This is a genomic window from Kribbella sp. CA-247076 (genome assembly GCF_050942445.1).
Classification (GTDB): Bacteria; Actinomycetota; Actinomycetes; order Propionibacteriales; family Kribbellaceae; genus Kribbella.
Genome location: NZ_CP192051.1, coordinates 6,422,995 through 6,443,308, shown reverse-complemented (window position 1 = coordinate 6,443,308; position 20,314 = coordinate 6,422,995). Strand labels below are relative to the sequence as shown.

Genomic DNA, 20,314 nt, shown 5'->3' with positions numbered 1-20,314 from the left:
CTACCGGAGACCCGCGTCCAGCTTGTAGTAGAGCGTGCCTTGTCGAGTACGGCCGGGAGTGCGGGCCGGCCATCGGCGTACGACGTCGCGGACGACGGGTGAGGCATGGTCGATCGCCCAACCGATCTCGGCGTCACCCGCCGCGGGATCGCCGGTCGCCAACTCGCGGGCCTGCGCCAGGTAGACAGCGGAGGCGAGCACGTGCTTCACCTGGTCCGGATTGTCGAGGTCGTGGATGTACGGCGCTCCGGCCGCACCGAGCGCGGAACGGGCCGCGGCCGCGGCTGCCGGATCGCCGACCTCGCCGGCAGCCTTCTGCGCCGCCCACGCGGCCGCGCGTTGCCACTTGGTCCGGGCGTCGCCGTTCGCGTAGGCCCGGGCGGCCTCGATCGCCTCGCGGGGACGGGTGTCGCCCGGGGCGGCCGCCTCGAACAGCGGCAGGGCGCGTTCGGCGCAGTCCACGGCGTACTGCGTGACGGCCCGGCGCTCGTCATCGGTCAGCCTCATGTGCATCAATCGTATCTTTGAAGCCGATGGTGGAGACTTCTGCGGCACGCCCCGACCGGCCGCGCCGCAGAAGTCTCAAAGGCTCAGCCGTCGACCTCGCAGAACGACGAGTAGTGGTCGTCGGTGTAGTAGACGTACTCCGGGGACGTAAGGGCGCCGCCACCGACGAGACGGCGGGCGCCGCGGTCGTCGGAGCCCGGGGTCTTCACGGTGTACTCGTGGTAGTAGCCGGTGGACTCGTCCGGCAGGATGCCCTCCCGGTTCTGGAAGACGGTCCCGTCCTGCTCGTACGGGAACGGCCCGCCGGAGTGGATCAGGTCGAGGGTGTCGGAGGCCTGCGACGGCAGCGAGGAGAGCGCGCAGGTGGGGATGGCGGCGACGGTGGTCACCGCGGTCGGCTCAGCGGGTACGGCGTACGCCGTCGAGCCGAAGGTGGTCGCGGTGGCGAGGGTGAGGGCGGCGATGAGTCTTCTCATGTGCCGGAGGCTTCCCGGGCCGAGCAGCCTCGGTACATCTCAGCTGTGAATAACAGGTGGACTATGACCCCGCCAGGCCCTAGTGTCTGGCGCGGCGAGAGACATCCCGAGTGGAAGGAGCGACCGATGAGGACACTCACCTGTTTCCCGGCGCGCCCGGTCCGCTCGCACAGCTCGCACTGAGCGGAGCCGACCGCGCCTCCTGTTGGAGGATTCGTGAACATCCGCACCACGGTCGAGGCCGACCTCGACACCATCCACTCGTTGATCGAGCACCAGTCGGTCAACACCGTCACCCGTGAGCGCTACGACAGCTTCCTTGCCGATGGCACCTACCGCCACGACCGGACCTGGGTCGTCGAGGAGAACGGCGCGATCCGGGCGCTGGCCATCTGGTGGGGGCTGCCCGAGCACGACCACCCGTTCAGCATCGACGGCCTGTACTACGCCGGCGACGGCGACCCGGTGCCGGCCTGGACGGCGCTCATCGAGCACACCCTGACGACCCTCCCGGCCGACGCCGAGCCGCCGGAGTACCACTTCTTCCTGGACGCCGACTGGAAGGACCGGCCGGACGTGGTCGCCGAGCTCGAGCCGCGCCGGAAGGCAGCCGAGGCGGCCGGCCTGACCGCGGTCACCGAGCGGCTGCGGTACGACTGGAAGCCGGAGTACGGACTGCCGCCGCGATCGACCCGGCTGCGGTTCGAGCAGGCCGACGACGAGGCGTTCGTGGACGTGTTCCGTCGGGTGCACGAGGGCAGCCTGGACGCCGCCTCCGCGCGCGCGATCGCCCGCCTCGGCGCGGACGGCGCGGCCCGCGAGGAGCTCGCGGTGTACAAGTCGATGCCGAACAGCGACCGGTCCTGGTGGCGGCTGGCGTACGACGGCGACGGCAAGCTGGTCGGGTTCGCGATCCCGTCGGCGAACCAGGGTGGTTTCACGGTCGGCTACCTCGGCGTCCTGGCCGAGCACCGCGGTCATCGCTACAGCGACGACCTGCTGGCCGAGATCACCCACGTGCTCGCGGAGCTCGGTGCCGAGCGCATCACCGCGGACACCGACTTCGGCAACGTGCCGATGGCCCGGAGTTTCGAGCGCCTCAACTACCGGAACTTCGCGGTCCGTCTGGTGCTGTCCTTCCCGGCGAGCTGACGCCGGCCCTCGGCGCGTCCGCAGCGGCGCGCCGAGGGGCGCACGGAGGGCGCACGGAGGGCGCACGGACGGCGCGCCGAGGGGCGACGGTAGCGAGTCCGAGCAATAGGCTCCCTGACATGTCAGAGAGCTCCGGGGGGTGCCGGGGACAGGGCCGGACCGGCGATGCGTGACATCGCGCTGATCCTGCATGTCGCCGCGGGCGTGCTGGCGGTCCTGTTCGGGCCACTGGCGATCGTCCTCACGTTGCGCCGGCGCGGCCTGAACTGGGCCGGCGAGGTCTATCACTGGGCGATCGCGATCGTCTGCCTGAGTGCCTTGGTGATGGTCCCGTACGACTGGGGCCGGCTGTGGTTCTTCTGGCCGATCTCGGTCGCGTCGTACCTGTTCGTCTACATCGGTCAGCGGGCCGCCGAGGCGCCCGGCGGGCTCTGGTACCGCGGGGTGCTGCGGGGGTACGGCGGCGGCTGGATCGCCTTGTGGACAGCGATTCTGGTGGTCAGCGCGGCCCAGCAGCCGTGGTCGTGGGCGATCCCGATCGTGGTCGGTTCGCTGCTGATCGAGTGGATGTGCTTCCGGCCGATGCCGGACTGGACCAAGGAGGCCCAGCCCGGCAGGTGAGGGTCAGCGCAGCGGGCCGAAGAACAGCCGGAGGTCCGCGGCCAGCAGGTCCGGCACCTCCATCGCGGCGAAGTGACCGCCGCGCTCGTACTCCGTCCAGTGGGTCATCGTCCCGGCCGGGTCGATGAACTGCTTGATCGCGGTCTCGGCGCCGAACACCGCGACGCCGGTCGGCGGCCCGGGCACGTCGCCCCAGCTCCCGGAATCGCCGTCGCTCTGCTGGGCGGCGTACGCCTTCCAGGCCTGCATCCCGTCGTACACCGCGTGCGCCGACGACGCACCCGAGCCGGTGAACCAGTACAGGCTGACGTTCGTGAGCAACTGGTCGCGGTCGACCGCCTCGTCCGGCAGTGTGTGAATCGGGTCGGTCCACTCGGCGAACTTCTCCACGATCCACGCGAGCTGCCCGATCGGCGAGTCGTTCAGCGAATACGCCAGCGTCTGCGGCCGGGTCGACTGCAGCACCAGATAACCGAATCCCTCGTCCATCATCGTGTTGAACCGCTCCGCCCGCGCCCGGTCCGCGTCCGACAGTCCATCGAGCGGCAGCGGGTCCCCGAATGGCGCGCCTCCGCTCACCCCGGCCAGGTGTACGCCGACCACGCGCCCCGGGTCCACCATCGGCAACATCCCGGCCACCCCGGATCCGGCGTCCGTCCCGTGCGCGGCGTACCGCTCGTACCCGAGCCGGCTCATCAGCTCGGCCCACATCTGCGCGACCCCGAACAGGTTGAACCCACCCGGCCCGAGCGGCGTCGAGAACCCGTACCCGGGCAGCGAGGGTACGACGACGTGGAACGCGTCGGCGGCGTCACCGCCGTACGCGACCGGGTCGGTCAGCCGGCCGATCATCTGCTGGAACTCGACCGGAGACCCCGGCCAGCCGTGCGTCAGGATCAGCGGCAACGCGTCCGGCTCGGCCGACCGCTGGTGGAAGAAGTGGATCCGCTGCCCGCTCAGCTCGGTGACGAACTGCGGGATCTCGTTCAGCGCCGCCTCGGCCGCCCGCCAGTCGTACCCGTCCGCCCAGTACTCCGCCAACTCCTTCAGATACCCGACCGGCACCCCCCGACTCCAGTCGTCCACCGAGGGGGTCGCCGGCCACCGAGCGCCGTTCAACCGCGCCCTGAGGTCGTCCACCTCAGCCTGCGAAATCTCGATCCGAAAGGGCTTGATCTCTGTCTTCGTCGTCATGCCCTCACCCTAGAAACCAATGCGGCGAACTTCCTTCCGCAATTAGCTCAGGCGTGGCCGGATTTTTCTTCGGGGGTGGCTTTGCGGACGACGAGGCGGGTCCAGGCGCCGACGTAGATGCGGTCGTCGGGGTTCAGTTCGCGGCGTTGGCCGGGGACGATCGGGTCGTCGGGGAGCGGGCCGGCGGCGGGGGCGACGTACGTGCCGTTGGAGGACTGCAGGTCCTCGACCCACCAGCGGGTGCCGTCGGTGCTGAGCTGGGCCTGGCGGCGGCTGACGCCGGTGTCGTCGCCGCAGTCGATCTCCGGGTGGATGTTGCGGCTGCGGGACGGGCGGCCGATCAGCACGCTCTTCTCGGTCAGCGGGATCACGACCGGCAGCCCGGGCGACGGACACGGGTCGTCGCTCTGCTGGACGGCGTACCAGTCGGGGTCGACCCAGCGCTCGACCACCCAGTCGGCGGTCGCGACCGGTGCCGGCGGCACCGAGGGCGGGGCGGACGGCAGGTCGAGCGACGAGGCCGGCCGCGGCATGGTGCCGGTGGTGAAGTCGTAGCCGCAGTTCTCGCAGAACAGCGCGTCCGTGGCGGCCGACTCCGAGCAGTTCGGGCACGTCTGGGTGGCCGGTGCGGGAGCCGCCGCGGCCGGCGCCGGAATCGAGACCGCGGCCGGGGTGGCCGCGGCACCGATCGGCAGACCGCAGACGTCGCAGTAGTCGGTCGAGACGGACGGATGCCCACTCGGACAGCTGACTGTCGTCATTTCTTCACCCGGGTCGTCTTGGTGGACGCGGTGTCGAGGGCCATCTCGTCGGCCTTCTCGACCGTGCGCTTCAGCCGCACGGTACCCGTGTCCTGATCCTCGATGTCGACGACCTTGCGCAGCCGGGTGGTCGCCTCCTCGTTGCCGGTCTGCGCGGCCAGCTGGACCGCCCGGCCGAGCTTGGTGGTCGCGGTCGCGGTGTCACCCGCGGCCTTCGCGGCCAGGCCTTCCTGGATCGCCTCGGCCAGCTCGGTCTGCCCGGTGTAGTGCGCGACCTCCGGGCTGATCCGCGTCGTCAGCGCCTCGTCCGCGGACCACAGCGCCTTGACCAGGCCCTGCGCGACCACGTCGTCACCAAGCACCAGCTGCACGCGGGCCGCCAGTTGCTCCTGCCCGATCGCCTTGGCGGCCAGGCGGATCGCGACGTGGTAGTCGCGCGACTCGTCACCCCACGAGCCGGTCGGGTACGAGCCGGTCAGCGGATTGATCGCCGTACGGCGGGACGTCAGGTCCTCGACCGTGGGCGCGACCTGACGGACGAACAGCACCTCGGCACCCTGCGGGGCCCAGACGCGCAGGTCGGCCTGGGCGACGCCACGGCTCATCGCGTTCTGGATCAGCTTGGCGAACTCGGCCGCCAGTTGGTCCGGGGCCGGGATGATGTCGACCGTGCCGAGCAGTGCGGTCGCGATCCGCCGTACCTCGTCGACCTGCCAGGCGACGCCGACACCGCGGCAGTCGCACTGGAACTGGCCGGTGACCGCCTCGATGGTCTGGGTCAGCACCTCGGGCGTCTCGTGCTGGTTCTCGCCGTCGGTCAGCAGGATGGCGTGCTTCTGCGACAGCGACGGTACGGTCGCGAACACCCGCGAGGCCAGCCGCAGCCAGGTGCCCATCGCGGTCCCGCCGTCGGCGTAGAACCGGGAGACCGCCTCCTTCGCCGCCTGCCGGGTGAACTGGTCCATCCGCACCATCACCGGCTCCGGCGACGGCGGAAAGGCCAGTTGCGCGCGATCGTTGCCGGAGATCACCGCGAACCAGACGCCGTCGAGGATCTGGTCGAGCGCGGTCTGCGCGGCGTACGCCGCGGCCCGGACGCCGTCGGCGCCCATCGACCCGGAGGTGTCGACGATGATGATCTCGCCCGCGTCACCGCTGCCGGACTGCCCGGCCGCGCCGGCGCCGCTGCAGTCCACCGTGACGATGGCGTGCACGTCGGTTCCGCCGTCCGGCAGGAACTCGTTCTGGTAGACGGTGGCGGTGAAGTCGGCCATCTGTCGTCCTTCCTTCGGTTAGAGCCGCGCCAGAGCGACGGTGATGTTGTCCTGACCGCCCTGGGCGTTGGCCCAGTCGACCAGTGCGGACGCGGTCGGCAGCGGCTCGCCCCCGTGCTCCGCAGCGGTCTGACGGACGAGGTCGGCCAGCGGTGCCGCCTCGGAGCAGTAGTTCCAGAGCCCGTCGGAGCAGACCACCAGCCAGCCCGGCCCGGTGACCTGGAGAGTCGTCGTCCGGGGCGTGTGGTCCGGCGCGTCCTTGCCCAGCCAGCGGGTGATCGCGTGCGCGTGCGGACCGGACTCGGCCTCGGCCCGCGGGATGCCGGTCGCGATCAGCTCGGCGGCCCACGAGTCGTCCACGGTCAGCGCAACCGCCTCGGCGTTGTCCGGGAACCAGTACGCGCGACTGTCGCCGACCACCCCGGCCACCAGCAGACCGTCCTCCAGCACCGTGGCCACGAACGTGCAGGACGCCGGGTTCGGACTGTCCGGACTCGTGTTCGCCAGTACGGCGTCGTTGGCGGCATCGGCAGCCGCCTTGAGCCGGGCCGCGATCGCACTGCTCCGGGACGACTCAGTGCCTAGGCCCTGCGCGTGGCCGGCCGCCAGTACGTCGCGAGCGGCGCGGGCGGCCGCCAGACTGGCGACGTCCGAGTCGAGCGAGGAGCTGACACCGTCGCAGACGACCAGCAGCGCGCGAGTGCCTGGCTCGGGGTCGGCCGCAAGCGCCATGGCGTCCTCGTTGCGGCTGTGCCGAATGCCTCGGTCGCACACTCCGGCCACCCAGGGTGCGGGCTGCTCGTCGAAGTGATCGCGCGGCTTGGCGGCCTTGGTCCCACAGGTCTCGCAGTAGCCGTCGGCACCGACCACACCGCCGCACGACTGGCACGGGCTCGCCGGGGTGGTGTTGATCTCGACCGTCGGCTCGGTGTCCGTGTCCAGCGCCGGTGTGCTCGGCGCGGTCGGCCTCAGCTCGGCCCCACAGGCCTCGCAGTACCGGTCCGCCTCGGACACCGGGCTGCCACAGCTGGGGCAGACGGTCTGGGTCGTACTCGTCATCGCAACGTCCATCCTCGAACCTCGTTGGCCAGGTCGACCAGGGCGATCCGTTCCTGCCGGCTCTGCGCGTGGCCCGCCAGCTGACGGTAGGTGGCCTCGAGCCCGTCCCGCAGGGACGACTCGGTCGCCTCCCGGCCGTCGATCCGCACCCCCTGCTGCGGACCGGACTGCTGGACCTCGGCCAGCGCACTCCGGAACACGTCCGCGGCCAGGTTGGCCCGGTCGACCGGGTCGATGGTCAGCGACTCGATACTGTCCATCGCATCGGCCAGCGCCGGCAGGCCACGCCCTGATCCTGCCAGTAGACCGGCTCGGAGGCGACGAGCGCGGATGTACGCGCCGCTCGTCCGCGGCACCAGGTCGAGGGCCGCGATGGCGCCGTCCAGGTCGTTCCGCTGGGTGCGGATCTCGGCCAGCCCGAACGCCGAAGGCGCGATGTAGTTCGCGTCCGTCCGGGCGCAGGTGAGGTAGAGGCCCTCGGCAACGTCGTACTCACCGCTGAGCTGGCACGAGATCGCGAGTGCGAGCTTGGGGGCGAGCTCACCCGGCACTTGGCCGTAGACAGCGTTGAACGCCGACTGTGCGGCAGCGGCGTCGCCTCGGGCCAGTGCGACCAGTCCGGCCATCCAGACCGCGCGCCACTCCCACGGGTCCGCGGCGAGCAGGTCGGAGACCGCGGTGTCGACCATGTCGTAGCGGTACTCGCCGATCTCGAGCGCGGCCTCGGCGATCTCCAGCAGCGTCTGCGGTGAGGACTCCGGTGCGTCCACCAGTAGCTCGAGCCGCTTGGACGAGTCCGGCACGCTCACGGTCTTCAGCCAGCCGGCCATCTTGTCGCTTTCGTCCGGCATCAGCGACGGCAGTTGCTGCCACGGCGCGGCCTGGTCACCCAGTCCGGCGGATTTGTCGCCCGGCGTACCGAAGAGCAAGGACGACGCGGAGTGCTGCGCGGCCTTCGTGCCCTGCTTGTCGGCGACGACCTCCCGCAGTACGCCGAGCAGCTGCACGCGGAGCTCGTCGGCGGTCTGGAACCGGTCCGCCGGGTCCTTCGCGCACGCCTTCAGCAGCAGCCGGTAGACCGAGTCGTACCTCTGGAACAGCGGTACGTCGGCCACCGGCGGCAGCGACGCCACGAACCGGGACTGGTACCCGCGGAACTCCATCGCCAGCACGCACAGCGTCCGGCCGAGCGTGTAGATGTCGGAGGCGATCGACGGGCCGACCTCGGCGACCTCGGGCGCCTGGAAGCCGACCGTACCGTAGATGGCCGAGTCCAGGTCGTCGATCCGCCGGACCCCGCCGAGGTCGATCAGCTTGACCGCGTCGCCGACCTGGATGATGTTGTCCGGCTTGAAGTCGCAGTACAGCAGCCCGAGATCGTGCAGGTACGAGAAGGCCGGCAGGATCTCCAGGATGTACGCGATCGCCTGGTCGACCGGCAGCGCGTCGTACTGGCCGTTGTTGGCGGCCATCCGCTGCTTGAGCAACGTCTTCAGCGAGGTGCCGCCGACGTACTCCATCACGATGTAGCCGGCGCCCTCGTGGGTGACGAAGTTGTAGATCTCCACGATCAGCGGGTGCTCGACCCGCGCGAGGAATTGCTGCTCGGCGATCGCGGCCGCGACGGCATCGGGGTCCTCCGAGTTCAGCAGGCCCTTGAGCACGACCCAGCGATCGGAGACGTTCTTGTCCCGGGCCATGTAGATCCACCCGAAGCCGCCGTGCGCCAGGCAGCCGGCCACCTCGTACTGGCCGCCGACCAGGTCGCCCGGGTGCAGCTTGGGCGAGAACGAGTACGGGCTGCGGCACTTGGGGCAGAAGCCTTCGGTCCGGCCCGGCTGGTCGCCGCGGGACCGGCCGACCTCGTTGCCGCAGTTGGGACAGTTGCGGCGGTCCTCCGGGACCATCGGGTTCGCCAGGATCGCCTTGCTCGCGTCGATCGCGGGGATCGACGGGACGTGCGTCAGCCCGGCCCCGAGCCGTGCGCCGCGCAGCCGGGTGGACGATGTACCGAGCCGGCGGGTCAGCTTCGAACCGGCGGCTGCGGCCCTGGCCGAGCCGAGTGGAGTGGACGCGAGGCGGTTGGACGCGCGGGAGACCGTCGACGGCGTGTTGAGCGGCTCCGGATCACTCGCCACGGCCGGAGCGCCGCTGACGGCGGACGGGCTGGCGGTTCCATCGGGCGCGGGGGAGCCGCAGACGTCGCAGTACCCGTCCACGAAGGTGCCGGTGCAACCAGGCTGGGTGCAGCCACCCGAGGGTTGCGAGGCTTTCGCGGCTGCGGGGGAGCCACAGACGTCGCAGTACCCGTCCAGGATGGTGCCGGTGCAGCCCGGCTGGGTGCAGGCGGTGGTCGTGGTCATCTGGTCCCTCCTGTGCTGTCCAGGTAGGCCTGGTACGCCGTGACGAGTGCGGCCAGCCGGATCAGGTCGACCGGCTCCGACTCGACCACCGCGCGGCCGCGCCGATACAGCTCGGTCAAGTCCTCGTTGCCCTCGGCAATGGTCGACGCCTTCACCTGGTATGCGTCCAGGCGGGCGGCCAACTCGTCCCGCCGTTCCAGCGCGGTGCCGTACGCCGCCTGGGCCTGACCGAGCGCCCGCCGTACGGCGTCCAGCCGGGTCAGGTACTTCTCCAGCTCGGCCGGGGTGTTCGGCACCGATCCGAGCGCGGTCACGTCCGGCACGGCGAGTCGTGGAGCCGGGGCGACGGTTGCGACCGCCTTGTCCGCGAGTGCGCGGACCGCCGTCCCCTGGGCCTCCAGTTCGCTGCGCAATGAGCGGGCTCGGGCGACGTCGGCCGCACGTTCTTTGCGGGTGGCGGCGCCGACGATCAGGTCCCGCTCGGTCCGGGCAGCGTCGATCTCGAGCGGTCCGATCAGCCCGCCGATGTCGGCGCCGCGTTTGTTGCGCTCGGCAAGATCTGTGAGTCGGCGGTCGAGGTCGTGGTGCTCCGCGATCGCCGCGTTGCGGGTGGTTGCCGGCTCCTGCTTGACGAGATCATTGATCCGCTCGACCTCGGCGCGCAGGTGCCGGAGCCGCGCGGTGAGGTCGGCGTCACCCGGCTCCAGCGCAAGCTTGGCCCGCAGGCTCGACGCCAGGGCATCGGACAGTTTGCATGCCTCAGGCAATGAAACTGCGAGTGAGCCGCCGGCGCCGCCGGTGTCCAGGCCGCCCCAGATCAGCGTCGAGATCCGCTCGGTCTCCTTCGGCCCGACCCGGCCCGAGTCCCAGGTCACCAGGATCAGCTCGTACCGGTCCGAGACCGCCTTCCACACCGCCATACTCAGGACGACGTCCGCGCTCAACGCATCGGCATCCGGGGAGTGCAACGCGGCCTGGTCCAATTCCTCCAGCTCGGCCTTGCGCCGGTCGCGCCAGATCCCGAGCGCATCGAGGAACGACAGCAGCTCCGCCGCCGGAACGCTGCTGCCGATCCTCCCGGGAGGCGCCGGCGCCGAAGCCGTCGGCGTACGAACCGTCATGTGCCCACGGCCCTGCCGTAGAGGGACGGCGGCGGCGAGGTCAGCTTGCCGAGCGCGGGCTCGAGCCACTTGTTGTAGGACTCCATCCAGGTCGTGCCGGCCTTCATCTGGTCGAGCACCTGGTTGACGAACTGGACGAACTCGGGGTGCTGCTTCGACATGCCCAGGCCGTACGGTTCGTCGCTGAACCGCTCCGGGAGCACCTTCGCGTACGGATCCTGGGCGACGTCACCCGCGAGCACCGTGTCGTCGCCGGTGATGCCGTACGCCTTGCCGGACTGGAACAACGCCAGACAGCCGGTATCGGTGTCGGCGGTGATCGGGATGGCCCGCGGATTCTCCTTCTTCAGGTTGTCCAGGCTGGTCGAACCCGCGGGGGCGCAGATCGTCTTGCCGTCCAGGTCGGCCAACTTCTTCGCGGTCGAGTCGAGCGGCACGAGAGTCTTCTGACCCGACCGGTAGTACTCGGCGGAGAAGGCGATCTCCTGCCACCGGGCGCAGTTGATCGTCATGTTCCGGGCGACGATGTCGACCTGCCCGCTCTTGACGGCCGGGATCCGCTGTGGGCTGGAGATGACCCGCAGCTCGACCTTGCCCTTCTCGGTGCCGAAGATCGCCCGGGCGACGGCGTTGATCATGTCGATGTCGAAACCCTGGATCTGTCCCGTGATCGGGTCGCGGTAGCCGAGGTTGTAGCTGTCCGCGGAGACGCCGGCGATCAGGCGGCCGCGTGCCTGGATCGCCGCCATGTGCGTACCCGCCGGCATCGCGTTGGGTGCCGGCATGGCGCCGACCGGTGCGTACGACGCCAGTGGGTTCTCGCAGTTCTGCGGTGAGGCCGGCGGGGCGGCCGGGGCTTCGGGGGGTTGTGCCTTCGGCGGGATCTGGGTGGCTTCGTAGTCGCCGGTGGTGCAGGCGGTGAGGAGGAGGGTCAGGGCGAGCGCGAGCGGGGCGAGCTTCTTCATCGGTACTCCTCCAGGCGCTGTGACATGCCCCAGGCGACCAGGAGGGCGGCGGCGATGCCGATCGGGAGGCCGAGCCAGCCGATCGGCGGCAGGCCGTCGCGGGCGTCGGTCAGCCTGGTGCTGACCTCGCCGCTCGTCGCCTTGAGGCGGTCGCTCGAGCTGGTGTCGAACGCGGTGAACGTGGTCACGGAGTTCGCCGCCGGCGCCTTCCCGACGGCAAGGGCGACCGCGCCGTCCCAGTCGCCCTTGGCGTCCAGGCCGCGGACCGACTTGTGCACCTGGTCGTAGTCCGTCCACTGCGATCGCAGCCCGCCCTCGTTGAGCTTGCCCAGTTGCTCGACGACCGACCCGGCCGACGCCTTGTAGGCCTTGTCGAAGGCGTCGCCGGAACCACGGGCGATCAGGGTGAGGCTCTCGTTCGACCTGGCGTCGTACGCGGCGATCCTTGCCCTCGACAACGCCAGGGTCTGGTCGTACGCGCCGGTACGGGTGTCGTCGGCCTTGCCGGCCGCGCTCGACAGCGCGACGCCGCCGATCAGCACGGTGAGCAGGACCAGCACCGCGCCGGCCGCGATCGGCACGTTCAGGTAGCGGTGCGTACGACGGGCCAGCCAGCGGAGCGTGATGACGAAGACGACCAGCGTCAGCAGGCCGGCGATCACGACCCAGAGGTTGCCCCGGCCGATGCCGTCGAACTCGGTGTCGACGCGTTCCTCGTTGGCCTGCACCAGTGCTTTCACCAGTGGCAGTGAGTCGTTCTGCAGGACGGCGTTCGCGTCCCGGAGGTACTGCGATCCGATCGGGAGGCCCTGGCGGTTGTTGGCGCGGGCCTGCTCGATCAGGCCGTCGTACGTGATCAGCGTCTGGTTGAGGGCGCCGAGCGCGTCCTGGTCCGCGGGCTGCGCGGTCGCGGCTTCGGCGATCAGCCGCGCGGCCTCGGCGAGCGAGTCGACGAAGTGCTGGCGCTGGGCGGGCGGCTCGAGGCCGCCGACCAGGAAGGCGTTGGTGGCGTCGGCGTTCGCGCTAACCAGGTTGGTGTGGATCGCCTGGATCCGGACCAGCTGGGCGGCGTTCGCCTCGGCGCGGGTGAGCGCGCCGTCGGACTGCCGGAAGCCTTGGGCGGCGGCCAGGCCGAAGACCACGCTCATCGCCGCGGCCAGGATGAGGAACGCGCGCATCCGGCCGGGCGTGCCGTCGAACCACCGGGCGATCGGGCCGCGGGCCGCGGGGGAGCCGGGTGGCTGGTTCGCGGGCGGGGCCGTTTGCTGGGCCGGCGGCGACCAGGTCGCGGGCGGCGCACTCTGGGTCTGGGTCACGCCTCGTCTCCTTGCTCAGGCAGATCCCTCTGCAAGCTCTCACCCTCAACCGGCCGAGCCTGGTCCGGCGCCTCCGCGGTCGGCTGGGGCTCGGGCTCGTCGGTCAGGTCTTCGGCGCGGATCTGACGCAGCTGGTCCGTGGTGGGTGCCGTCACGTCGCGCAGCCGCCAGGCGTGCCGGCCGATCGCGGCCTCGAGCACGTTCCGGGCGAACCGGCCGTTGCCGAACGACCGGTCCCGCGGGGTGGCCGCGAGGATCTCCCGGAACTTCGCCAGCGCCTCCGGGGTCAGCTCGTAGTCGGCGCCCTCGGCGAGCCCGGTGAGGATCTCGGCGAGCTCGTCGTCGCTGTAGTCGTCGAACCCGATCGTCGTCCGGAACCGGCTGGCCAGCCCCGGGTTCGCCGCGATGAACGTCGCCATCGGCTCGGGGTAACCGGCCACGATCACGACCAGGTCGTCGCGCCGGTCCTCCATCTCCTTGACCAGCGTGTCGACCGCCTCCCGGCCGTACTGGTCGGCGCCGAAGTCGCCCGCGGTCAGGCTGTACGCCTCGTCGATGAACAGCACCCCGCCGGCCGCCGACGCGACCACGTCGGCGGTCTTGGTCGCGGTCTGGCCGAGGTACCCGGCGACCAGCTCGGACCGGTCGACCTCGACCAGCTGCCCCTTCGACAGCAACCCGAGCGCCTTGTAGATCCCGCTCACCAGCCGCGCCACGGTCGTCTTCCCGGTGCCCGGGTTCCCCACGAACACCAGGTGCCGGGTGATCGTCGGACTCTTCAACCCGGCCTCGGCCCGCAGTTTCTCCACCCGCAGTACGGCGACCTGCCGGTGGACCTCCCGCTTCACCTTCGCCAGCCCGGTCAACGCGTCCAGCTCGGCCAGCAACTCCTCGACTGTCTTCGCCGGCTCCGCAGCCTGCTCAGGCTCCACCGCGACTGGAGGCGCGGGCTTGGCCTCACCACCAACCTGCAGCGGACGAGCGCCCGCGGCCTGCAGTTGTGCCGCCGCGGCCACCGATGCGTTTCCGACCACCCGCATCGTCGGCTCGCCCAGCGTGCAGGCGGCCGACGCGATCTCGGCGAGCGCCTCGGCGTACGCGACCTTCTCGGCCGACCCCGCGGTGACCAGCTCGGTCAGTACGGCGGTCGGCGCGCCACGCCAGCGTCGTCCGCGGACCGCCGCGTCGAAGAAGTCCTGTGTGGTCGCGCCCGGAGTCGCCTTCGCCCAGTCCGCCGGCGCACCCGGAGCGGACTCCGCCAGCGCCGCCGCCAACGACAACCCCTCGGCGCGTGCCCGGTCGTCCGGAACGCCGGCACGAGCAGCAACCGCCAGCAGGTCGGTGAGTGCCTGCTGGAGTGACGTGCCCCCCTCGCCGCTCATGCTCCTCCTTGTCCGGGTGGTGGATCCAACGGTCCTGTGGGCGGGCCGAGCGCGAGTCCTCCGCCGGTCGACCCGGTGCCGAACTTCTCCTGCAGGAACCGGCCGTGGGCGATCAGCGCCGCCGCGTCCGCCCGGTTCACCGCGTCGAACACCTTGTCCATCGTGGAGCCCAGGAGGTCCAACTGGTCGATCAGGACCATCAGCGACGTCTTGCCCTTGTCCACCGGCCGGGTGTCCGCCCACTGCCGGGGCAGTCGCAGGTATCCGCCGATCGCCTCCGGCAGGTAATCGGTCGCGGTCGCCATCACGGAGTACGCCTGCGCGCTGCCGCCCAGGTTGCCGAGCCGCGGGATCGTCTCCCGCACGACCCGGACCACCCGTGCGACCCGGGACGCCACCACGGCCGGTACGGCGCCCTCGGCAACCATCTGCTCGACCCGGGTCAACGAGGCGAGCAGGTCGTCGGTCGTGGGCGGACGGGGAACCGGTACGGGCGCGTGCGCAGCCTCCGCCTTGCGGCCGGTCAGCCGCGCGAAGAAGTCTCCGAGCCCCATGCAGTCCCCGTCCCCCCACCGGCTCCGGTCAGCGACCGAGGTCGAGGTCGAGGCTCCCGTGGACGACGCGCTGGTCCTGTTGCGCGACCCGGTCGAGGTACGCGCGGGACTTGGTCACCTCGGTCTCCAGCGTCCCGATGGTGGCCGCCATGTTGTCCAGCGCCTCCACCTTGAACGTGTCGATCGCGTCCATGGTCGCGTAGATGTTCGCGAACGCCGCCTGCAGCTGCGGCAGCCCGATGGTCGCCGACGCGGCCTGCTGCTGGATCGCCACCGAGTTGTCCCGCAGCATCTGCGAGGTGCGCTCGATCATCCCGCTGGTGGTCGTGTTCAGCGCGCTGATCTGGTCGAGCACGAGCTTCTGGTTGCCGAGGGCCTGCGCCACGATGACCGCCGTACGCAGCGCCGAGACGGTCGTCGTGGACGCGCGGTCGACACCCTTGATCAGCTCGATGTTGTTCTTGATCACGATGTCGATGGCCAGGTAGTTCTGGATCGACACGGCGAGCTGGGTGAGCAGGTCCTGGTGCTTCTGCCGGACGTAGAACAGCACGTCCTCGCGGAACGCCTTCGCCTTGTCCGGGTTGGTCACCTCCAGGTCCGCGATGGCCGCGGACAACCGGGCGTCCAGCCGCTCGGCGACGTACACGTACTGGTTCAGCCGGGCCATCGCGTCCCAGAGCTGCTGCTTCTCCAGGTTCAGCGCGGCGTTGTCCTTGCCGAGCTCGTCCTGGCCGTTGCGGAGCGCGTGCAGGATGCCTTCGAGGTGGCTCTGCGCGCTCTGGTACTTGCGGAAGTAGTCCTCGATCTTGTCGCCGAACGGGATCATCCCGAGCAGCTTCTTCGGCCCGGTCGCTTCCTTCGGGTCCAGGTCCTCGACCGTACGGCGCAGCTCGAGCAGAGTCTTGCCGACGGTCGAGCCCTCGGACAGACCGCCCTCCTGCAGCGCCCGCACCGGCGACTTGAGCAGCCGGTTCGAGCTGTCCGCGGCGGCGCGGATGTCGACGTCGCCCATGCTCCGGACGTCACTGGCCTTGGCGGCGAACTCCGGCGACCGCGGCTCGGCCGTCATCAGCGCGGCCAGGAAGCTGTCCACCTTCGCGTCCAGGCCGGGCAGTGCGGCCGCGTCGACCTGCGGCGCCATGGTCGGCGCGGCGGTCGCGGCGACCGGCTGTGAGGGTGGCGGAGCGGTCAGTATCAGCCCCGGCGCGGTCGCCGTCGGCGGCTGCAACGGAGCCGGCGCCGCCGCGCCCGGCTGAGCCGGTGCGGCAGGCTGCGCGGCGGCCGCTGCGGCGGGCTGCCCGGCGGCCGCGCCCGGCACACCTGCTGTGTTGTCGGCTTCAGTCATCGTCGATCCCCTCCGCTGCTTCCCCCGGCAGTTGCGCTGTCACCTCCGTGACGCGCACACAATCTACGCGGTTCCGGGTCCCACCGGGACCGACGTTAGCTACTCGTTGTCACCTACGGCGGTAGCTGACGAAGGTGAAGCCGTCGTGGGGGTCGCGGGCGGTTTCGGTCCAGTCCGCGGGGTCCAGGGTGGGGAAGGTGACGTCGCCGTCGGGGGACTGCTCGACCTCGGTCAGCTCGAGGCGGTCGGCGTACGGGAGGGCCTGGCGGTAGATCTCGCCGCCGCCGGCCACGTAGAGGTCGCCGTCGTACTTCAGCGCCTCGTCGAGAGTGTGGACGACCTCGACGCCGTCGGCCGACCAGCCGGGTTGCCGGGTGACGACGACGGTCCGGCGGCCGGGCAACGGGCGGCCGATCGAGTCGTACGTCTTCCGGCCCATGATCAGCGTGTGGCCGAGGGTCAGCTCCTTGAAGTGGAGCAGGTCTTCGCGGATCCGCCACGGCAGGTCGTTGTCCCGCCCGATCACGCCGTTCGCCCCGACCGCGGCGATCAGGATCACCGTCATACCGCGATGGGCGCCTTGATCCCGGGGTGCGGGTCGTAGCCGACCAGCTCGACGTCGGCGATCTCGTACGCGTCGATCGCGTCCCGCTGGTGGAGCTTCAGCGTCGGCAGCGGCCGCGGCTCCCGGGTGAGCTGCAGGCGCGCCTGGTCGAGGTGGTTCAGGTACAGGTGGGCGTCGCCGAGGGTGTGCACGAAGTCGCCGACCTCGAGCCCGGTCTGCTGCGCGACCATGTGGGTGAGCAGCGCGTACGACGCGATGTTGAACGGCACGCCGAGGAAGATGTCGGCCGACCGCTGGTAGAGCTGGCACGACAGCCGGCCCTCGGCGACGTAGAACTGGAACATCGTGTGGCACGGCGGCAACGCCATGTCGTCGACGTCGGCGACGTTCCACGCGTTCACGATGTGCCGGCGGGAGTCGGGGTTGGTCCGGATCGACTCGATCACGCCGGCGATCTGGTCCACGTGCCGGCCGTCCGGGGTCGGCCAGGACCGCCACTGGTAGCCGTACACCGGGCCGAGCTCGCCGTCGGCGTCGGCCCACTCGTCCCAGATCGAGATGTTGTTCTCGTGCAGCCACTTGATGTTGGTCGAGCCGCTGAGGAACCAGATCAGCTCGCCGATCACCGAGCGCAGATGCAGCTTCTTGGTGGTCACCGCCGGGAAGCCCGCGCGGAGGTCGTAACGCGACTGGTGCCCGAAGACACTCAGCGTGCCCGTCCCGGTCCGGTCGCCCTTCTCGACCCCGTGGTCCAGCACGTGCCGAAGAAGCTCCAGGTACTGCTGCATGGCGCCAACCTACTCCCACCCGCCGACAGTCCGTTTGAAAGACTCGCGCCGTGGACGAGTACGTGCTGACGGTGGTGGTGCGGGTCGAGAAGGGGGCGCGGCCGGGTCAGACGGAGGCGTTGGAGACGGCGGCGCGGGCGGTGCTCGCGATCCTTGCGGACGAACGGTCGAGCGGCGACGGCGAGTGGGCCGCGGCGATGCACGCGTGGCAGGACGCCAGGATCCGCAAGGTGGTACGGCGGGCGCGTGGAGCCGAGTGGCGTCGCGCCGAAGCCCTCCCCGGAATCACGGTGACAAGCACCGCGGACGTCGGTGAGCAGGGCGGCGCGGGTTCGGGGGTCGAGGTGCGGGTGTTTCCGCCGGTGCTGCTGGACGCCGTACCGAGGGACTTGGCGAAGCTGCAGGTGACCGGAACCGACTTCGAGGATCCGGCGGAACTGCCCGACCCGGACCCCGGTAAGCCGGTGCTGTGGATCAACCCCGGCCTGGAGATGTCGAGCGGGAAGGCGATGGCCCAGTGCGGCCACGCTGCCCACCTCGCCTGGCTGGCGCTGTCGACGGCGGGTCGCAAGGAATGGGTGGCGGCGGACTTCGCGCTGGCGGTACGGACCGCCACCCCTCGCCAATGGGGGAAGCTGCTGGACAGCGGGCTTCCCGTGGTCCAGGACGCCGGCTTCACCGAGGTGGAGCCCGGGTCCCGGACCGTCGTCGCGGATCATCCCTTGCTGACGCGGTAGTGCAGGTGGGTCACGCGGTCGCCCTCGATGACCTTCGGGTTGTCCAGGAGGACCACTGGTCCGGCGTACTCACCGAAGAACGGGATGCCGGTGCCGAAGACGACCGGCGCGACGTTGTAGGCGATCTCGTCGACCAGGCCGGCCGCGAGGGCCTGGCCGGTCAGGTTGCCGCCGGTCAGCGAGACGTCGGCGTCCCCGGCGTGGTTCTTGGCCTGCGCGATCGCGTCCTCGATCCCGTCGACGAAGGTGAACGGCGCGTCCGGGAACGGCCAGTCGGTCGGCGGCTCGTGGGTGACCACGAACACGTGGTCACCCACCGCGGGTACACCGTTCCACCCGTTGGTGATGTCGAACAGCCGCCGCCCGATCACGCAGGAGCTGATGTTCGGCCAGACCGAGTTGAGGTAGTCGGCGCTCGCCTGGCCGACGTGGAAGGCGCGGCCGGGATCGGTCCCGTGGATCTCGACCGGCCCGTTGAAGTACCAGTCGAACAGCGGACCGACCCCGTCCTCGGTGTCCGCGACGAAGCCGTCCAGCGAGACGACCGCGGAGGCGATGACCTTGCCCATCGTCACTTCTCCTTCTTGACCCGATAGGTGAGGTGCTGGGCACCCGGGGTCGAGACCGACCGGACCAGGTCGAGCGAGTACGTCGGTGCCGCGTCGGCCGGGAACAGCCGGGTCCCGTCCCCCAGGACGACGGGTGCGACGTGCAGTTTGACGATGTCGGCCAGCCCGGCGGCGAGCACCTGGTGACAGATCTGCCCGCCGCCCATCACGTAGACGTCCTGGTCGCCGGCGGCTTCGCGGGCCTGCGCGACCGCGCTCTCCACGCCGTCGGTGACGAAGCGGAAGCGGTCCCCGAGCCGGGTCGTCTCCGGCGCCTTGTGGGTGACGACGAAGATCGGCGGGTTCACCTCGCCGGTCGGCTTGGCGCCGTACCCGAGCTCGTCGCTCCAGCCCTTCGGGCCGTCGATGACGTCGAACAGGATCCGGCCCTGGATGACCGCGCCGGTGGCCGCGAAGGCCTCGTCCAGCACGTTGCGGTCCTCGGCGGTGCCGTTGAAGACCCACTCGTGCAGTGCCTCGCCGCCGTCGCCGAGCCCGTTGTCGAGGCTGACGTTCGGGCCGGCGACGTACCCGTCCAGCGAGACCGAGATGTCCACGACGACCTGCGGCATGATCAGCCCTCCTTCGCGATCAGCTCGGCGAGCCGGTCCATCGAGTCGTTGATGCCGGTCTCCATGCCGGACTCGACGAACGCGTCCCGGCTCTCCACCGACTGGAACACCGAACGCTGGTGCAGCCGGACGCCGGTCTCGGTCGGCTCGTACGTCGCCTTCTCCAGGCAGACCTCGCCGGGAGCGCCCTCCCACTCGAACGTCTGGACGACGTACTTGTCCTGCTCGACGGTGTGGAAGACGCCGCGGAAGGCGTACTCGCCGTTCTCGTCGTGGTGGAGGTAGCGGTAGCTGCCGCCGGACCGGACGTCGTACTTCTCGACCGTCATGTCGATGCCGCGCGGGCCGAGCCACTGCGCGATCAGGTCCGGATCCGTCGTGATCCTGAACAGCTGGGCCGGGGTGGCGTCGAACTCCCGGGTCACCTCGACGAACGGGGTGCCGGCGGGGGCGTTGATGGTGGTGGCGTTCATGGTCTCCTGCTCCTTCACGATCTGTGGGTTCATTGCCTACTCGTCACTTGTCGGGGTTTTGCACGGTCCGCAGCAGCGCGTCCATCCGGCGGAACCGGCGTTCGGTCTCCAGCCGGTACTCGTCGATCCAGCTGGTGAGCGCCTCGAGGACGTCCGGCTCCAGGTGGCAGGGACGGCGCTGGCCGTCGCGGCTCCGGGAGATCAGTCCGGCGGCCTCGAGCACCTGGATGTGCCGGGACACCGCCTGCTTGGTGATCGGGAACGGCTCGGCCAGTTCGTTCACGGTGGCCGGCCCGCGGGACAGCCGCGCGATCATCGCCCGCCGGACCGGATCACCGAGAGCGGCGAAGGCCCGGTCGAGCTGCTCGTCGTCAACTGCCATCTTTATCAACCATTCCCTTGATCAACTGATGTGTTGACTATAGGAAGCTGTGGGTGCGGGCGTCAAGAGGGTGGTTTGAGCAACTTTGGTTGACAT

Annotated in this window: 22 protein-coding genes; 3 read left to right on the top strand and 19 right to left on the bottom strand. The window is 70.4% G+C overall.

Annotated elements, in window-relative coordinates; all coding sequences use genetic code 11:
* Together ACQPYZ_RS30550 and ACQPYZ_RS30545 are read right to left on the bottom strand one after the other, a co-directional pair.
* On the bottom strand, positions 1–507 hold the full coding sequence (locus tag ACQPYZ_RS30550; protein ID WP_433162179.1) for a putative immunity protein: 507 nt from the start codon (positions 505–507) through the stop codon (positions 1–3).
* Between the two features lie 83 nt (positions 508–590).
* Positions 591–983, bottom strand: a complete 393-nt coding sequence (locus ACQPYZ_RS30545) for a ribonuclease domain-containing protein (protein ID WP_433162176.1) — start codon at positions 981–983, stop codon at positions 591–593.
* 216 nt (positions 984–1,199) lie between these two features.
* Between ACQPYZ_RS30545 and ACQPYZ_RS30540 the strand changes: the two genes are divergently transcribed.
* A complete protein-coding gene (locus ACQPYZ_RS30540) occupies positions 1,200–2,135 on the top strand; it encodes a GNAT family N-acetyltransferase (protein WP_433162174.1) in 936 nt (311 codons plus the stop codon).
* A gap of 165 nt (positions 2,136–2,300) precedes the next feature.
* Entirely contained in the window at positions 2,301–2,756 is a 456-nt protein-coding gene (locus tag ACQPYZ_RS30535) for a hypothetical protein (RefSeq protein ID WP_433162172.1), read from the top strand.
* A 3-nt stretch (positions 2,757–2,759) separates the two neighbouring features.
* Here the strand turns inward: ACQPYZ_RS30535 and ACQPYZ_RS30530 are convergent, their stop codons facing one another.
* From ACQPYZ_RS30530 to ACQPYZ_RS30470, 13 genes are all read right to left on the bottom strand, one after another.
* The gene (locus ACQPYZ_RS30530) at positions 2,760–3,950 is read right to left on the bottom strand and encodes an epoxide hydrolase family protein (protein WP_433162169.1); all 1,191 of its coding nucleotides are present in this window, start codon (positions 3,948–3,950) and stop codon (positions 2,760–2,762) included.
* 47 nt (positions 3,951–3,997) lie between these two features.
* Entirely contained in the window at positions 3,998–4,711 is a 714-nt protein-coding gene (locus ACQPYZ_RS30525) for an FHA domain-containing protein (protein WP_433162167.1), read from the bottom strand.
* Positions 4,708–5,985, bottom strand: coding sequence for a VWA domain-containing protein (locus tag ACQPYZ_RS30520; RefSeq protein WP_433162166.1), 1,278 nt, complete (start codon positions 5,983–5,985; stop codon positions 4,708–4,710). The genes ACQPYZ_RS30525 and ACQPYZ_RS30520 overlap by 4 nt, the downstream gene beginning before the upstream one ends.
* An 18-nt stretch (positions 5,986–6,003) precedes the next feature.
* On the bottom strand, positions 6,004–7,056 hold the full coding sequence (locus ACQPYZ_RS30515) for a protein phosphatase 2C domain-containing protein (RefSeq protein ID WP_433162164.1): 1,053 nt from the start codon (positions 7,054–7,056) through the stop codon (positions 6,004–6,006).
* A complete protein-coding gene (locus tag ACQPYZ_RS30510; RefSeq protein WP_433162162.1) occupies positions 7,041–9,407 on the bottom strand; it encodes a tetratricopeptide repeat protein in 2,367 nt (788 codons plus the stop codon). Before ACQPYZ_RS30510 ends, ACQPYZ_RS30515 begins: the two co-directional genes overlap by 16 nt.
* Positions 9,404–10,528, bottom strand: coding sequence for a hypothetical protein (locus ACQPYZ_RS30505; protein WP_433162161.1), 1,125 nt, complete (start codon positions 10,526–10,528; stop codon positions 9,404–9,406). Before ACQPYZ_RS30505 ends, ACQPYZ_RS30510 begins: the two co-directional genes overlap by 4 nt.
* Positions 10,525–11,493 carry a glutamate ABC transporter substrate-binding protein gene (locus ACQPYZ_RS30500; RefSeq protein ID WP_433162159.1) on the bottom strand — a complete coding sequence of 323 codons (969 nt, stop codon included), beginning with the start codon at positions 11,491–11,493 and terminating at the stop codon, positions 10,525–10,527. The genes ACQPYZ_RS30505 and ACQPYZ_RS30500 overlap by 4 nt, the downstream gene beginning before the upstream one ends.
* Positions 11,490–12,809 carry a hypothetical protein gene (locus ACQPYZ_RS30495; protein ID WP_433162157.1) on the bottom strand — a complete coding sequence of 440 codons (1,320 nt, stop codon included), beginning with the start codon at positions 12,807–12,809 and terminating at the stop codon, positions 11,490–11,492. The genes ACQPYZ_RS30500 and ACQPYZ_RS30495 overlap by 4 nt, the downstream gene beginning before the upstream one ends.
* On the bottom strand, positions 12,806–14,191 hold the full coding sequence (locus tag ACQPYZ_RS30490) for an AAA family ATPase (protein ID WP_433162156.1): 1,386 nt from the start codon (positions 14,189–14,191) through the stop codon (positions 12,806–12,808). The genes ACQPYZ_RS30495 and ACQPYZ_RS30490 overlap by 4 nt, the downstream gene beginning before the upstream one ends.
* Positions 14,188–14,745: a hypothetical protein gene (locus tag ACQPYZ_RS30485; RefSeq protein ID WP_433162153.1), complete on the bottom strand. Its 558-nt coding sequence runs from the start codon at positions 14,743–14,745 to the stop codon at positions 14,188–14,190. The genes ACQPYZ_RS30490 and ACQPYZ_RS30485 overlap by 4 nt, the downstream gene beginning before the upstream one ends.
* 28 nt (positions 14,746–14,773) lie before the next feature.
* Positions 14,774–16,093, bottom strand: coding sequence for a toxic anion resistance protein (locus tag ACQPYZ_RS30480; RefSeq protein WP_433162152.1), 1,320 nt, complete (start codon positions 16,091–16,093; stop codon positions 14,774–14,776).
* 109 nt (positions 16,094–16,202) lie between these two features.
* On the bottom strand, positions 16,203–16,658 hold the full coding sequence (locus tag ACQPYZ_RS30475) for a dihydrofolate reductase (protein ID WP_433162150.1): 456 nt from the start codon (positions 16,656–16,658) through the stop codon (positions 16,203–16,205).
* A complete protein-coding gene (locus tag ACQPYZ_RS30470; protein ID WP_433162148.1) occupies positions 16,655–17,446 on the bottom strand; it encodes a thymidylate synthase in 792 nt (263 codons plus the stop codon). Before ACQPYZ_RS30470 ends, ACQPYZ_RS30475 begins: the two co-directional genes overlap by 4 nt.
* Positions 17,447–17,496: 50 nt before the next feature.
* Here ACQPYZ_RS30470 and ACQPYZ_RS30465 point away from each other — a divergent pair, with 50 nt between their 5' ends.
* Positions 17,497–18,183, top strand: a complete 687-nt coding sequence (locus ACQPYZ_RS30465) for a peptidyl-tRNA hydrolase (protein ID WP_433162146.1) — start codon at positions 17,497–17,499, stop codon at positions 18,181–18,183.
* Here the strand turns inward: ACQPYZ_RS30465 and ACQPYZ_RS30460 are convergent.
* From ACQPYZ_RS30460 to ACQPYZ_RS30445, 4 genes are read right to left on the bottom strand one after another with little or no spacing between them, the layout of a single operon-like run.
* Positions 18,162–18,752 (bottom strand): dihydrofolate reductase family protein, encoded by a 591-nt coding sequence (locus tag ACQPYZ_RS30460; RefSeq protein ID WP_433162145.1) that lies wholly within the window; start codon positions 18,750–18,752, stop codon positions 18,162–18,164. The two genes, ACQPYZ_RS30465 and ACQPYZ_RS30460, sit on opposite strands and share 22 nt — an antisense overlap.
* Before the next feature lie 2 nt (positions 18,753–18,754).
* Entirely contained in the window at positions 18,755–19,363 is a 609-nt protein-coding gene (locus tag ACQPYZ_RS30455; RefSeq protein WP_433162144.1) for a dihydrofolate reductase family protein, read from the bottom strand.
* A gap of 2 nt (positions 19,364–19,365) precedes the next feature.
* Positions 19,366–19,869, bottom strand: a complete 504-nt coding sequence (locus ACQPYZ_RS30450; RefSeq protein WP_433162142.1) for an SRPBCC family protein — start codon at positions 19,867–19,869, stop codon at positions 19,366–19,368.
* Positions 19,870–19,879: 10 nt separating this feature from the next.
* Positions 19,880–20,218, bottom strand: coding sequence for an ArsR/SmtB family transcription factor (locus ACQPYZ_RS30445; RefSeq protein WP_433162141.1), 339 nt, complete (start codon positions 20,216–20,218; stop codon positions 19,880–19,882).
* Between the last annotated feature and the right edge of the window lie 96 nt (positions 20,219–20,314).